Consider the following 14,626-nt stretch of genomic DNA (forward strand, 5'->3'; position numbering starts at 1 on the left):
TCCTCCTGTCATCCTTACGATACTCATCATAGCAAAAAACATTAAAATTGGCTAACACTCATGTTAGTTCCAATAAATCTTTCTGTCACTGGAAAAAGAGAATCGGCGAACCCCCGTATCGAGGGCTCGCCGATTACTTTACCCGTATATTCAAAAAGCAGGATTAGTTATTACCTTTGAATTTGTCCAACTTGTCTCCAAAACGTTCAGCAAGCGTGAAGCTAAGGCCTTCGTTGCTTAGAGAAACGTTAGGGTTATTCAATACTTCTTTAGGAGCTCTGTCTCTGCTGTTGCTGCGTTCAGGTCTAGCAGTTGGTGCTGGAGCTTCTTCAGTTTCTTTGATGCTCAGGCTAACACGTTTCTCGGATGGATTGAAGTCCAGTACTTTCACTTGTACTTCTTGTCCTTCTTTCAATACTTCGTGTGGAGTAGCAATGTGTTTGTGGGAGATTTGTGAAATGTGCACAAGACCTTCCACACCTGGAAGCAATTCAACGAATGCTCCGAAGTTCACAAGACGTTTTACAACGCCTGTTACAACATCACCGATGTTGATTTCGCCAGCAGCAGAGTCCCAAGGACCTGGAGCAGCAGCTTTAATGCTCAGGCTGATTTTTCCTTTTTCAGGATCAACCTTAAGTACTTTAACACGTACTTTATCACCTTCAGAAACTACATCAGAAGGCTTCTCTACGTGATTCCAAGCGATTTCGGATACGTGTACAAGACCGTCAACTCCGCCAACATCAACAAATGCGCCGAATTGGGTCAGACGTTGTACGGTACCTTCAATGATTTGACCTTCAGACAGTTCAGCCATAATTTTAAGCTTGTTAGCTTCGAACTCTTCTTCAAGAACTTCTTTAGCGGACAGAATTACTTTGCTGTTCTCACGGTCAAGTTCTTTCACTTTAACGCGAAGGGTACGGCCTTTGTAATCGCTGAAATCTTCAACGAAGTGACGCTCAACCATGGAAGCTGGGATAAATCCACGTGCTCCAACATCAGCTACTAGACCGCCTTTAACAACGTCAGCCACAGTAACTTCGAAAGCTTCTTGGGAAGCAAAGTACTTCTCAAGATCTTCCCATGATTTTTCGCTATCAACAGCACGTTTGGAAAGAACAAGGCTTTCCTTGTTGTCGTTGATGCTAACAACTTTACATTCTACTTCCTGTCCAACTTCTACTGCTGCAGCAGCGTTGTCCAGTTGTACTGCGGACAATTCGCGAATCGGAATCACACCGTCGTATTTATATCCAATGCTTACATAAGCTTGGTTATCTTCAATTTTGACGATTGTTCCTTTCACGGTATCGCCTTTTTTCAGAGAAATGATTTCCAAGTCAGCTTGGTTAGTCACTTCTTCTTCGTTAACGGCAGCAACTTCTTCTACAGCTCCGTTATTTTCTGTCACAGCGGATTCCACCGCTTCTACGGTTTCATTGCTCTCCGTAGTTTCCTGATTTTTAATTTCTTCAGACATGTGATTAGCCTCCTCGATTCAAAACCCCATTTATTTAAACCTGCGTATAGCAGAGTTCAAAACAAGCATTGCTTGGTATTACAAATTACACTTGAAGATAGTATGTTCCAAAAAATAGCGACTATGCCGTTATTTAATCATAGCACAGGACGAAATTTGTGATTCCGTTTATCCCTTAACCAACAGTTGGTATACCCGACTTCTTCATCTCATTGATGCGTTCCATAATGACATCGGTAACAGCCTCGAGAGATTCACTTCCTGCACCGGCAAATTGACTGAGATCTATAGGAGCCCCATAGACTACAACCATCCGTCGAAAGGGTTTGTACTCACCGACAATAGCGGCTGGAACAACTGCAGCACCGCTTCGAAGTGCAAAGCTTGCAGCACCTTTCTTGGCAACTCCGGCGTCAGAGTTACGCGTACCCTCCGGGAAGATACCCATGACATTACCACCGCGAAGTGTGTTAAGGGCCGTTTTAATGGATTCTTTGCTTACACCACCACGTTTGACCGGAAAAGCACCCAATTTGTTAATGAGCCAGCCAAGCACAGGAACCTCAAAAAGTTCTGCCTTAGCCATATACTTTACTTGACGGTCTAACTTAATCCCGATAGTCATCGGATCCAGCAAACTAATATGGTTGGCACAGAGCAGCACCCCGCCCTCCTTTGGCACATTCTCTTCCCCCACAATCTTAAGCGGGAAAACAATTGCGTAAATCAAGCGAAGCAATCCTCGGCAAAATACATAAATCATAAATGATTTCTCTCCCCGTCAACATGAGATCTACAATGGGATACAATGGCCTCCACAACTTGATCGATATCCATAAAGGTCGTGTCGAGAAGAATCGCATCTTCCGCACGTCGCAGCGGTGAAATCTCCCGTCCTTCATCCAGACGATCCCGCTGTGCAATATCATGTTCAAGCTGCTGAAGCGTCACCGATTCCGCGTCTCTCAATTCCTTATAACGACGGAGAGCTCTTTCTTCCACACTTGCCGTCATAAAAATCTTTACTTCGGCATCGGGCAGCACGGTCGTACCGATATCGCGGCCATCCATTACAACGCCTTTGCGAAGCGCCATCTGACGCTGCAAATGACTCAGTCTGGACCTTACACCTTCGATCTTCGAATACTGCGACACAAGGCCGCTAACCTGAAGACTCCGAATATGCGGCGTTACGTCTTCCCCATTAATCAGCACCTTCTGGATCTCTTTTTCCGGAATAAGCTCAATAACCATATCGTGAACTTTCTGGTTCACTTGATTCTGATCTTCCGGTTCTATGCCTTCTCGGATCATATACCAGGTGATTGCCCGGTACATTGCGCCTGTATCGACATAAATATAAGACAACTTCTGGGCTACCAATCGGGCTACAGTACTCTTGCCTGCCCCGGCAGGTCCGTCGATGGCGACGTTAATTCTGTCGTAAGTATGTGTACCCTGCCTATCCAACGGGGCATTCCTCCTCAAACACTCTTTCATAAGAAAAGCATCTAGCGATGTCAAGTTCGTTCCTGCAATATCAAGGAGCACATACAAATGGATATGCTTGATGATATTATCAAGAAAAAAGCAGGCATTGCCTGCGACTTATAAAATTATACCACAGTTTATACTTCAGTGCAAAATCAGAACACTTAATAGAGCTAAGAAAAATGCCTATCGGTTGCGGAAATCAAACTGTCGTTCAAAGCAGTAACGTATTATTTTCTGACGCTCATTATCCGTAATAGCCACAAATTTCAGCATGGCCAATTGGCGCCCGTTTTCAAGCTTTTTAATCCGAACCACTTCACCTTCAAAATCCACATGCTCAATGCTACCATTTCGATAAGGCACTAGAACCCAGCAGGATAATCTCGCTCCCACCTCGAGCTTCACTTGGTGATCCACCAAGAAAGACGTTCCTCCGCCACCGATATCATCTGTACGTACAAGGAATCTTTTGCCAAAGCTATCCTTCACAGCTAATTCAAGATCTGCATTCACCCGAAAAAAGCTTCGTCTCTGAATTTTGAAAATCGAATCCGCCTCTGGTTTTTGTATCCGGACCATACGAATTACATCTTCTTTAAACCCGAGAACATGAGTATTAAAGTAATTTTTAATGCCACCCTCAGTAATAAAATAAACCGAAAGCTCGTCCCCCATAAAAAGTCGTTTCAGACGACCGTCACTCTCCTGCATAGGAATTTCAATCAGGAATGCGTCGTCCTCTGTCTCTGCAATTCTCGATCTATATTCAACTTCTGCTTCAGCAGCGTCACTGGAAGCAACCTGTATGTATAGATATTCATTAATTTTAGGATACAAAGATGTCACCGCCAAATCAGTATAGTTAACAATGATTATAGCATGGGAATATCACCCAATGAGATAAATATTATTTGAATTTCAAAAATAAAGAAGGGCCCATCCAAATAATGGATGTGCCCTGTTTTTTCACTTTTGTTCTACCCCTGAAGAAGGCCTGATTTCTTCCACGGACTCTTCGATGCCGTCGTCCGCATTAAGATAAATACGATACTGAGTACCATTTACCTCTCCGCCAAATTCGTAAGTCAAGACTTCTACGGAGTCATCATTTTTAATCCAAGCCATGCGATGGTAATTCTCATTGAAATCCGAATTCAGAAATTTCTTCGCTTCCGCCAAAGTCAGCTTTGGCTTTGGAATTTTACGATTGTCCTTATGCTCATTGACATATTCGCTAGCCTCAAATCCAACCGCCGTCCCAGTATCAAGTCCAATTCGGATCGTCATTTTTTCAGGATAAATCAAGACATCATTTTGGCTCGTTACAAAGGTTAAATTCCCGATATTATCATAACGGTCAGCATTAACCGCAGTCATATGAGGATATCCTTTTTTCTTAAGAAACTGCTCCGCCTTGGTAACTGCTTCTTCCAGGGTCACCTTAGCAGGTCCTATCTCACGGTTATCGTAATAAGAGATCAGTAAACCACCATTTTTGGTGAAATCCATACTGATAATCTGCTTATTATTCGAACCACTGACTGTAGCCGTATAAGAAGGCCACTTTGTATTTTTGCCGTTTTCTTTAACGTCTACCTTAGCATTCGAGCCTGCATTAGCAAACTTAATGGCTTTACGTTTGATATCTTCAACTGAAACAGGGGTACCTCCAAGCATTTTTACAGAGCGTTTATCGTAAATGCTTGCAACTGAAGGACCCCAATCCAAGTCAGGGTAACCTTCGACACGTTTGTCCACCGACTTAAAGCCGTCAATAATCGAATTATCTTCTGCCTTATTCTCTGTAGCCAATGCGGTTTCAACATCCATCCAGCGCAAACGGCTACCAATCACTTTATTCTGAACATCTTGCAAATCTTTTGAGATTTCTCCAGAGCTCTTATACAATGCTTTTAAATTGCTCAATTCACCATCTGTCAAAGGCTTCTTAGCGAAATCACGAATCCCAGCTTTATAAGAAAAGTTTGAGATTTTGGACAGAAACTCCTCCGTTTTGCTAAATGGCAGTAATGTGAGTGGCAACTGATTAATTTCATTTTGCGCCTCACTGGTCATCCGCCATACATTAACAAGTCCTTTGCGGTGCATCCCGTTAGAAGCGGAGTTAACAGCTAGTGTGTTTCCCAGCTCTCCATGAAGACGCTCCACGTGGTAAGACAAATCATGAAAGGCACGCTGATATTGGTTCTCCGCCTTAATTAGGATCGCATTCTTCTCCTGATTCTCCTGATAACCCCACACGAGCGCTCCAATTAACAGCAGCGCAGTCAGCGGGAACATTACAGCACTTAATCTTTTGTACATAAGGCTACAAGACTCCTTTCGATAGCTTATTGGCGTTAGTTTGACAATAAACTAGGAGTCTTATGCACCCTTCTGTAACACATTATGACTAAAGTGTTTGAATAGAGGGGATTCACTCCAAATTTGCATAGCATAGCGCTTATGCTCTCTCTTCAATTTCAAAGCCACTGCTATTACTGCAAAGGCATTGCTTAAAGCCGGTTTGAATCACACCCTGCTCTTTTATCCCTCTTAATATGTAGGTCTCACCGCATTGTTTGCAAAGTATACGTACTTTTATACGCAAAAAAAGACACCTCTCTCCTCTCTGGAATCTCCCGCTAAGGAACAATCCTTTGAATATAAGTGTGTCCATCTCGATTATAGGTTAACCTCTTCTTCTCGTTTCAGAAAGCGGAAAGGGGACCGGCTATTTGCCCTATCCACTTTCCCCATCCCTCCGTACCATAGAATAGCCATCAGAGGAACAATAAACCATATCCAGTAGTTAGCTGTCGTACTCAAAATAAAGTCATAAATCCCATGCCACAACCATGGCAGCAAGATAGAGATTAACAGAATCCCTTTTGTTTTAGCTCCTTTTGAGAACTTGGCTCTCCCTAAATGATAGCCCATGATTACACCAAACATAGCGTGTCCAGAAACCGGAAGCAGTGCTCTCAGGAACATGGAACCGATTGATGCATTGCTATACCAAGCGTACATTATATTTTCTATTGTTGCGAAGCCGAGCGAAATCGCTACGGCGTATAGTATCCCATCATATGGCTCGTCAAATTCGGTGTGATTATAAATCATATGGTAAAGCACAAACCATTTTAGACATTCTTCCACGCCAGCGGATATGAGAAACGACTCCACATAAGGACCGCCATTCAGCCCCAGCATTAGTCCTCTCTGAATGATCATAACAGGGAATACAATCAGAAGGCCTAGCAGGAACACCTTAATAACGATATGAAGCGGTTCTTGATCATACTTATCTTTCAAATAAAAAAAGGTCAGTAGAGCAAGTCCCGGCGCTACTGCCGACGAAATAACCGATAACACGAGCACCGAATAACCTCCCTATATCCCTAGCGCCTTATTCTGCTGATTACAGCAAGGCAGATAACAGCTTTAATTCAAGAATGACTGACCGCCATACCATCAAGAACAAGAATAGGGCTAATCAGCTAAAATAATGCTTATCAGCCCTATCATGCTATTTAATCCTGACGCTTAAAATGAGTGCACAATAACTGGACTGCATTCTCCGGCATTACTGTCTTCCCGTATTCATCGAGGACAGCTTCAGTAACCGGTGAGGAATCTCCAAATTCAGCTAGTACGCCAACAAGACCTGACAACGCTGTTTCTTCAAATTCCTTAGGATCGAAGTACAGATACCATTTATTGTTATAAGAATACAGTTTCCCCTGGGAAGTAATATTACCAATGAGCACATGGGCCGCTTCAACAAGAACCTCGAAATCGCGGAATGCATATACAATGGAGTCGCTTTGTTCAAGAGTAACTTCCATTTCGTAAATCTCTTCTGGCAATTCTTCTTCCCCGGACGCACCGTACTGATGGTGATCATATTTTCCTCGGGTCACTATAACGACCATGCCTTGGGCGGGCAATGCGAAAACTTCTACGGCAAGCGGACCGGTAGCATCAAAGCCTAGTTCACTATATGCTTGGTCCATCATCTCCGTAAACAGGTCATGAACCTTGGGAACTTCCTGCCACATGTCTTCCTTCTGGATGCCCCGCTCGCTCAGGTCGTCAAAAGTGAGGAAAATCCGTATCTTATCTTGACTTAATCGCTCTATTCTCATGACAGGATCCTCCTTTTGCAAGCTCATTTATTATAATGTATGATGAGTCCCGAGTAATGAGCCAAAAATGGTTACTATGTATGTATGTTATCATTTTGCAGAGATAAATGCACGAAAATAAATATATAAAATCCTCTTAAAGCATTGCCACTACTGAAGAGCTTATTCTAATTCATAAACCATTTTCAAGCCCTTGAATATAAAAAAGAATCATTCTGCGGAATATTTCATCCTCAAAATGATTCTGAAGGAGTCCTTTACGGTTACAATCCCGGTATGGCAGTATGCGTTTCTTTAAGAATTTGCTCCACTTCGCTCTTCACTTCAGGATTGTTGCGAATGAAATCCTTCAGTAATTTGAGATTGGATTCTTTTGATTTTGCCGGTGATTCCGTTTTATGCTCAGAGGTTCCGCTGTTCGAACCATTACTTTGAGCATTGTTGCTTGTATTACTGCTTGCATTGCTGCTTGAAGCAGCAGTGTTTCCAAATCCTGTCGTAGCCATACCAATTATTTTTTCTTTTGCTTTATCTGCTGCTCCACTCATGGAACCGCCCGATTGCCCCAGCGAAGACATTAGAGAATTCCGCTTTTTGGACATAATCATACTGGCTGCGACGCCCATCAGCACCCCACATAAAAATGACGAAGTATTCATATTTCCAGCCTCCTTGTATGGTAAAATCATGTTTAGTGTTCGCGGAAAGATTGCCGCTCATGCAACCTAATAAGAAGAAAGCGAGTTGAAAAAAGTGGGTAAAATGACATCAGTGCTCCTACTGGCTACCTTACTGCTGACAGCCTGTGGTAACAGCGGTGCGAATGGAAAGACAGCCGAGGATACAAACACCACAAACAATACGCCTACGGCGGTAGCTACACAGAGCGCAGAAACTACAGCGCCTTCCCCTGAAGTTACAGCCAGCCCTACCCCTGAAGCGACAGCAGATGGAGGAACTACAGGTAGTAATAATACAGCCAGTAAGGATGAAGCCTCCGCTGAAATTCCACTGCTGTACCATATGAACAAAAATTACGACATCGTCCCAAATGAGGAAACTACAAATAAAAAAGTCGTGTTGCTCACTTTTGATGACGGTCCCAAAGATGCGGAAATGATTAATCCGTTAATGGATGTTCTGGACAAACATCAGGCCAAAGCGATCTTCTTTGTGAATGGATACCGCGTTAAAGCGCATCCCGAGCTTCTAGAGTTAATTCATAACCGCGGAGGAATTATCGGCAACCATAGCTGGGATCATATTGTGTTGAAGGACAAGTCTTACACTGAGGTCAAAAAGCAAATCGAAGACGTTCAAAATGCGGTCAAGGAGATTATTGGTGAAGCCCCTCAGTTTTTCCGTCCCCCACATGGTGCTGGCGGAGATGTAGGGAAGAAGATTTCCGCTGAGAATGGGATGTTGTATATGACCTGGTCCAATGGATCACTGGACTGGGAAATGAAAGAGAAAGAAACCGAGAAAACAGATAAGTTAATCAAAAATGTGACGGATCAATTGCATTCCGGCAGTAATATTCTGATGCATGAGCTACCATGGACAGTTGAAGCGTTGGATAAACTGCTTACTACTCTTGAAGGCAAGGGCTATAGCTTTGTAGACCCTCGCAGTATTGAGCTTAAGATGCGCTAATTCCTAATTAGGATAAATAAAAACAGGTAATCCCCTTGATGGAAAGGAGATTACCTGTTTTTTTGTCCACCCGTTCAATCAGTACAAAGACAGTTTTCTAATGTTTCTCTTTACGGAGCGTTAGCACGTGCATCTCAGCAGGACTTCCCCAGCGGATCGGCAAGTGAGAGGTTCCAAACCCTCTGCTAATCAGCAGCTTCGCATCCCTTCCTGTCCCATCTCTTCTGGGCCATTGAAACATTCCTGCATCATATTTATGATAGAAATTTTCCACATGCCTTTGACCCAAAAAGGGAAGAATGACCTGCCCTCCATGCGTGTGGCCTGCTAATATCAGATCCGCTGGCACACTTTGACGTTTGGACAACCAGAGCGGATCGTGAACAAGAATGATACGACAAGTGTTATTTATTGAAGAAGCATGTGACGTTAATCCAGGTAATGGTTGATAAGAAGTGTTACCACCCTTTTTCGGAAAATCCACTCCCGTTAACCAAAGAGAAGCTCCCTCACGTTCAATACGCACATTCTCATCCATTAACAGCTTTGCACCACTGCCCCGGATAATCTGATCAATTAGTGAAATATCAGCTCGATAATCATGATTTCCATGTACTACATAGGTAGGAGCAATAGAAGTCACTAAAGTCATATTATCAGTCAGTCGATCCAGAGGACTGTTTTTTTCCGTTAGATCACCGCCTAATAAAACAGCACCCACCTTTCCCTTTAACGGAGTCAGCAGTGCTGTTGGAAGGCGGCGGCGATGGATATCAGTTATAAATAAGAGACGAAATCCATCAAACTCATCTGGGAGCGACTTCAAAATTATTTCCTCGGTAATAATTCTGTTTCTAAAGGCGTTACTCACCATAATCACTGCAATGATTAGCGCGATCAAAAGCACAACCACAACCAATCCCCAAACCCAAAAAATCACCATAAAGTACTCAAAGGCGGCGCCCCTTCAATTCCCCACCAGAGGAGCGCTACCAGCAATATTACAAAAATGAAAATCAGAGAGTTAACAAACATTTTACTAAGCCGAACCCGTTCTGATGAATACGTACTCGAACGTGATGGAACAGATTCTTCCTGCTCTTTGTTTCCAGCGTTAGATCCCTTCGCAGAAGCCGCAGGACGGCGCGCTTTCCTTGATAAAGTTGCCGTTGTTGTCCGGGAATGATTGCTCTTTCTAGGAGCCCCCTCCGATCGCGGATTCATTTTTTTACTTTTGCCAGAAGTTTTGCCTTCGCCACTGCGCTTTTTCTGACGAGACTTCAACCGGCTCAATTCCTCACTCATGATTCCCTCCTGTAGCGGATCACCAGACCAGAGAAAAGGTCGATGAAGAAATGACATAGTATAGGTGCCCATAGGCTTCCTGATTGAATGTATATATATCCAAGACCATAGCTGCTTAAGAACACCCATCCGGTAGGTACAAAGTGGCGCAAATAGCGAACATGAATAAGAGCAAACAAAATACTCGTCCAATAAGGACCAATGGAATACTGAATGGCTCCTCTGAACAGAAGCTCTTCACAGATCGATACCATAGCTGCAATTACAACAATGTGCCATACGGGCCGATTTCGAAATAAAAGGTCGTTTATTCCCCCGTCATCCATACTTTCTTCAGGTACAATATGAGTCAATAAATAATCAACTACCAGCATTACAGCAGCAAGTCCAAGACCCCATGCCACAAAATGTACGTTTTCTGGAAAAATTAATAGCTGAAAAGGATTTCTTTTCTGAAATAATATCCATATCAAACCGATAATTAATGTAAGCCCCTGAGTAATGTAGAGATTGAGGAGCAGAAGACGGTCTGTTAACTGACCTGGCTCTACTTTTTTTATCTTAATCTCGCCAAATTTGAATTTTTTCATCGTGACCTGCCTGTTCTTTAATTTTTTGGGGCAGCTCCGAAAGAGAAACCGTCCATAATGTTGCTATCAATACATAATACATAGGATAATTCCCCCAGAAAAAGGAGCACTTATTATGAGCCAACGTAACTCCCGTACACAAATGTTGTACACTCTATTTTTTTTGTTTTTCCTTATTTGCGCCTTCGCCGCATTTTTCACAGGCGTCAAGGTTGGCGCAGACAAAACGGAAGCTAAATATGAGCAACAAAAGAGCAGTAATGGATATGGATTAGAAGAATTCACGGGCTCTTACCAACAGAAGGATCTTGTTACTTTCTATCATAACGTATTTTTGCCTTATCGGGAATTCAAGCAGAATTGGAACACACAAGTGGACAAGTTGGCACGCAGTACAGATGCCCGTGTAAATGCAGCAGCTATGAAGAATCTTAGCCTTCTAGCAGATAAACAATATGAAAGAGTTAACCAGGACTCTATCTTTTCCGACTCTCCCTTATTACATCAATCACAGCTAAACATACTCAAAAGCTTAACTTTATTCTCAAAAGCTTCTGGTGAAATAAGTGCAAGTGCATCTGGTGCAGAGACGGCAAAATTGCTGAAAAATGATCCTTATACTGCCGGTGCGGTTAAATTCGGATTGCTCGCACAAAAGAACTTTTATGATTCTATGCTAAAGTGGGGCTCTAAGACAAACCAGAAAATCCCTTCTGTTGCTGGTGAGCTAAAGACCATGTCCTTTATCCAGTGGAAAAAAATGCCTCTTCTTCAAAAGAACGCATCCATCGCTGATATGATGTTAAATCGCGGAATTTTTGCAGCCTACGATCCTCAGGACATTACTGCAAAAATAGACGATTTGATACATTCTGGTACAGCCAGTTCATTGAATCTTACGGATGTTCAGTCCTCAGTAACCCTGCTTATTTCCACAGGTGCTATACAGGTAGAGGATTTTATGAAGTGGCGAGAGCAGTACTATAGCAAGGAGACGATTCCACAGCTCCCGTTTTTTTATGAATAGAACCAGTCATTGAATCATAACGAAAAATGAAGTTCACTTCAAGAAAGCTTACTTTCAAAGCCTATTGACACATCTACATTACCGTGTTACATTATGAAAAAATTAATCAATCAAAAACGATGATGGAACAAAGATTCTGGAAGTCTTCAGAGAGCCGGTGGTTGGTGCAAACCGGTGACAAACAGATGTCTTTAGCGCTCCTGAGATATTGTATCGAACCTTAAAGTAGGTGCAATCGGATCAACTCCGTTACCAGTGTGGCCTTTGCAGGCCAATGAGGCTGCTTCTTCCAAGTTGCAGTGAATTAGGGTGGTACCACGAAGATAACTCTCGTCCCTTACTACGGCAGTAGTATGGGGGTCGGGAGTTTTTTTAATTTCTAAATACCTAATCTATACTATCCTTTTGCCCAAAGTTACCGATTCCGCGGCATTTCTGCACGCAGCTTCTTTTATGCGACACCGCGTTGATCTACTATTATCACATGTTTTTTCTCTACTAGTTCGTGAATCTTCAGGTATTGTGGATTGCCCAAAAAGGCGTCCTCGACATATAAAGCTTTTCAACTTTAAGGGGGATAAGAAACCATGTTTAAAGTATTAGTATCGGATCCAATCAGTGATTTGGGCATTCAGCAATTGATGGACGCAGAAGATGTAGTTGTTGACAAAAAAACAGGACTCAGCGAAGACGAACTCATTGCAATTATCGGTGAATACGATGGCCTCCTTGTCCGCAGTCAAACTACTGTAACAGACAAAATCATCGAAGCAGGAAAAAATCTAAAAGTAATTGGTCGTGCAGGTGTTGGTGTAGATAATATCAAACTGGATGCTGCAACAAAGCGTGGTATTGTTGTAATCAATGCTCCTGATGGAAATACAATTACGACTTGTGAGCATGCTTTCGCAATGATGATGGCTCTGGCCCGTCATATTCCACAAGCTTATGCAAAAACAATCGGTGGAACCTGGGATAGAAAAACATTCGTAGGTGTAGAGCTTCGTGGCAAAACTTTAGGTGTACTCGGAATGGGCAGAATCGGTAGCGAAGTGGCTAAACGTGCTAAAGCTTTCGGTATGGAAATTCTTGCTTTTGATCCTTTCCTAACAGCTGAACGTGCTGAAAAGATGGAAGTTAAATTGGCTTCCGTAGACGATGTTGTTCGCGGAGCAGACTTCATTACTGTGCACACTCCACTTACTCCGGAAACACGCCATATGATTTCTCGCCCACAATTCGAAGTGATGAAAAAGGGAATGCGCATCATCAACTGTGCACGTGGTGGTGTAATTGATGAAATGGCATTAGTAGAAGCTATAGATAGCGGTATTGTTGCTGGCGCTGCGTTCGACGTATTCGAGAAAGAGCCGCCGCAAGCAGATCATCCTTTCCTGTCTCATCCAAAAATCATCGTGACTCCTCACCTTGGCGCTTCTACGATTGAAGCTCAAGAAAATGTGGCGATCGATGTTTCGGAGCAAGTGTTGCATATTCTGCGTAATGAACCGTTCATTAACGCGGTCAACATTCCTCCAGTTGCTCCAAGTGTAATGAATAAGCTTCAACCTTACTTCACGCTTGGGGAAAAACTAGGCAGCTTTGTTACCCAAATTGCGGCTGCTGCTATCCGTGAAATCCATGTTGAATACGCTGGTGATCTTTCGGATGTAGATACCCAACCACTAACCCGCTACATTGTAAAAGGTGTACTCTCCCGCCACTTTGCGGAGGACGTTAATATCGTAAACTCCATGCATTTAGCGAAAACACGCGACGTGAACGTAGTAATAACTAAAGCTTCTAAAACTAAAGGCTTTACCAACCTGATTACTGTTACTCTAAAAGCTGATCGTGACCAAGAGTATCTTGTTGCCGGCACCCTGCTGCAAGGTTACGGAGAACGGATTGTTCAAGTGAATAAGTTCCCAGTTGATATTGCTCCTGAAGGTCATCAAATCTTTGTATCCCATAACGACAAAGTAGGGATTATCGGACTCGTAGGTACATTGCTTGGTGAGAACGATGTAAACATCGCATCCATGCAAGTGGGACGTAAAATTGTTGGGGGCGCTGCAATCATGCTGCTGACCGTTGACAAAGCCGTTCCTAAGCAAGTCCTTGTTAAACTTGCTGGTTTACCAGAAATTAACACTGCTGAAGAAATCATCCTTCTTTAATCTATAATATAGAAAGGCCATTCCAGAATGTACTGGAGTGGCCTTTCTTATATTTTACGCATCTTTTTCTTCCTATATTATGAACGAAGAGATTATCCTTCCATCAATATCAGTAAAACCATACTTTTCAGCAAGCTTTCCAACCTGCTGCGGCTCACCGGACATAGACATAACCTCTGGATCAGCGGCTAGTGCAGTCACTGCTCGACCAATATATGTCGTCGATTCACTCATTTTCAGTTCCTCAACTCCATGCCAATGTTCCTCATCTGTATTCATGGCTTCTAGAACCGCTTCTGTTCTCATCCATCCAGGTGAAAGTGGAATAACCGCAATGCCGTCATCCTTTAACTCCTTCGACAATCCGAAAGCCATACGTAAAAGTGCATTTTTAGAAAGATCATAATAAAAGTTGCCTAAATATTTATAATGATCCCAGAAGGTTGTATGGATAATTAGACCACCAGTTTTAGCCTTGCGCATGAAGGGAATTGCGTAATAATTTGTGATCATCTGTGCTCTCACACCGGCATTAAACATATTGTCCCAATGAGCTGTAGGCAGCTCCCAAAAAGGCTTCTGCTCGATAGCTAAATCATTGCCTCCCCATACGTTGTTAACTAAGATATCGAGCCTCCCCTGCTCTTCAGCGATCTGACGGATCACTGCTTCTGTTTCTTGATCCTTCGTATGGTCACATCGTATTACCGCACCAGAGCCTCCACTCTCTTTTATTTCTCAAA

Annotated in this window: 15 protein-coding genes and 1 other annotated feature; of the genes, 3 read left to right on the top strand and 12 right to left on the bottom strand. The window is 42.9% G+C overall.

Annotation, left to right across the window (positions count from 1 at the left end):
* Nucleotides 1–163: 163 nt before the first annotated feature.
* The 8 genes from rpsA to NYE25_RS11535 all read right to left on the bottom strand — a co-directional run bounded on the left by rpsA (nucleotide 164) and on the right by NYE25_RS11535 (nucleotide 7,787).
* Nucleotides 164–1,486, bottom strand: coding sequence for a 30S ribosomal protein S1 (gene rpsA / locus NYE25_RS11500; RefSeq protein WP_256716304.1), 1,323 nt, complete (start codon nucleotides 1,484–1,486; stop codon nucleotides 164–166).
* A gap of 175 nt (nucleotides 1,487–1,661) precedes the next feature.
* Nucleotides 1,662–2,249, bottom strand: a complete 588-nt coding sequence (locus NYE25_RS11505; protein WP_042190219.1) for a lysophospholipid acyltransferase family protein — start codon at nucleotides 2,247–2,249, stop codon at nucleotides 1,662–1,664.
* Nucleotides 2,246–2,956, bottom strand: coding sequence for a (d)CMP kinase (gene cmk / locus NYE25_RS11510; RefSeq protein WP_341145952.1), 711 nt, complete (start codon nucleotides 2,954–2,956; stop codon nucleotides 2,246–2,248). Before cmk ends, NYE25_RS11505 begins: the two co-directional genes overlap by 4 nt.
* A gap of 207 nt (nucleotides 2,957–3,163) precedes the next feature.
* Entirely contained in the window at nucleotides 3,164–3,817 is a 654-nt protein-coding gene (locus NYE25_RS11515; protein ID WP_341145953.1) for a flagellar brake protein, read from the bottom strand.
* A gap of 129 nt (nucleotides 3,818–3,946) precedes the next feature.
* Nucleotides 3,947–5,305 carry a germination protein YpeB gene (gene ypeB / locus NYE25_RS11520; protein ID WP_076284556.1) on the bottom strand — a complete coding sequence of 453 codons (1,359 nt, stop codon included), beginning with the start codon at nucleotides 5,303–5,305 and terminating at the stop codon, nucleotides 3,947–3,949.
* Between the two features lie 360 nt (nucleotides 5,306–5,665).
* On the bottom strand, nucleotides 5,666–6,361 hold the full coding sequence (gene prsW, locus NYE25_RS11525) for a glutamic-type intramembrane protease PrsW (RefSeq protein ID WP_042129603.1): 696 nt from the start codon (nucleotides 6,359–6,361) through the stop codon (nucleotides 5,666–5,668).
* Nucleotides 6,362–6,513: 152 nt separating this feature from the next.
* Nucleotides 6,514–7,128, bottom strand: coding sequence for a genetic competence negative regulator (locus NYE25_RS11530; RefSeq protein WP_042190227.1), 615 nt, complete (start codon nucleotides 7,126–7,128; stop codon nucleotides 6,514–6,516).
* A 263-nt stretch (nucleotides 7,129–7,391) separates the two neighbouring features.
* Nucleotides 7,392–7,787 carry a hypothetical protein gene (locus NYE25_RS11535; RefSeq protein ID WP_341145954.1) on the bottom strand — a complete coding sequence of 132 codons (396 nt, stop codon included), beginning with the start codon at nucleotides 7,785–7,787 and terminating at the stop codon, nucleotides 7,392–7,394.
* Nucleotides 7,788–7,872: 85 nt separating this feature from the next.
* Here NYE25_RS11535 and NYE25_RS11540 point away from each other — a divergent pair, with 85 nt between their 5' ends.
* On the top strand, nucleotides 7,873–8,781 hold the full coding sequence (locus tag NYE25_RS11540; protein ID WP_445667127.1) for a polysaccharide deacetylase family protein: 909 nt from the start codon (nucleotides 7,873–7,875) through the stop codon (nucleotides 8,779–8,781).
* A 97-nt stretch (nucleotides 8,782–8,878) separates the two neighbouring features.
* Here the strand turns inward: NYE25_RS11540 and NYE25_RS11545 are convergent, their stop codons facing one another.
* Genes NYE25_RS11545 through NYE25_RS11555 form a run of 3 tightly spaced genes read right to left on the bottom strand, consistent with a single transcriptional unit; the run spans nucleotide 8,879 to nucleotide 10,676 of the window.
* Nucleotides 8,879–9,724 carry a metallophosphoesterase gene (locus tag NYE25_RS11545; RefSeq protein WP_341145955.1) on the bottom strand — a complete coding sequence of 282 codons (846 nt, stop codon included), beginning with the start codon at nucleotides 9,722–9,724 and terminating at the stop codon, nucleotides 8,879–8,881.
* Nucleotides 9,718–10,086 carry a hypothetical protein gene (locus NYE25_RS11550; RefSeq protein WP_341145956.1) on the bottom strand — a complete coding sequence of 123 codons (369 nt, stop codon included), beginning with the start codon at nucleotides 10,084–10,086 and terminating at the stop codon, nucleotides 9,718–9,720. Before NYE25_RS11550 ends, NYE25_RS11545 begins: the two co-directional genes overlap by 7 nt.
* Nucleotides 10,083–10,676: a CPBP family intramembrane glutamic endopeptidase gene (locus tag NYE25_RS11555; RefSeq protein ID WP_042190233.1), complete on the bottom strand. Its 594-nt coding sequence runs from the start codon at nucleotides 10,674–10,676 to the stop codon at nucleotides 10,083–10,085. Before NYE25_RS11555 ends, NYE25_RS11550 begins: the two co-directional genes overlap by 4 nt.
* Before the next feature lie 115 nt (nucleotides 10,677–10,791).
* Here NYE25_RS11555 and NYE25_RS11560 point away from each other — a divergent pair, with 115 nt between their 5' ends.
* Both NYE25_RS11560 and serA read left to right on the top strand, forming a co-directional pair.
* Nucleotides 10,792–11,703, top strand: a complete 912-nt coding sequence (locus tag NYE25_RS11560; RefSeq protein WP_042190235.1) for a hypothetical protein — start codon at nucleotides 10,792–10,794, stop codon at nucleotides 11,701–11,703.
* A 110-nt stretch (nucleotides 11,704–11,813) separates the two neighbouring features.
* Nucleotides 11,814–12,044, top strand: a binding site (T-box leader).
* Nucleotides 12,045–12,290: 246 nt separating this feature from the next.
* On the top strand, nucleotides 12,291–13,883 hold the full coding sequence (gene serA / locus NYE25_RS11565; RefSeq protein WP_076284555.1) for a phosphoglycerate dehydrogenase: 1,593 nt from the start codon (nucleotides 12,291–12,293) through the stop codon (nucleotides 13,881–13,883).
* A 72-nt stretch (nucleotides 13,884–13,955) separates the two neighbouring features.
* Here serA and NYE25_RS11570 read toward each other — a convergent pair whose 3' ends face one another.
* On the bottom strand, nucleotides 13,956–14,618 hold the full coding sequence (locus NYE25_RS11570) for an SDR family oxidoreductase (protein WP_341147718.1): 663 nt from the start codon (nucleotides 14,616–14,618) through the stop codon (nucleotides 13,956–13,958).
* Between the last annotated feature and the right edge of the window lie 8 nt (nucleotides 14,619–14,626).

The organism is Paenibacillus sp. FSL E2-8871 (assembly GCF_038000345.1).
GTDB lineage: Bacteria > Bacillota > Bacilli > Paenibacillales > Paenibacillaceae > Paenibacillus_AQ.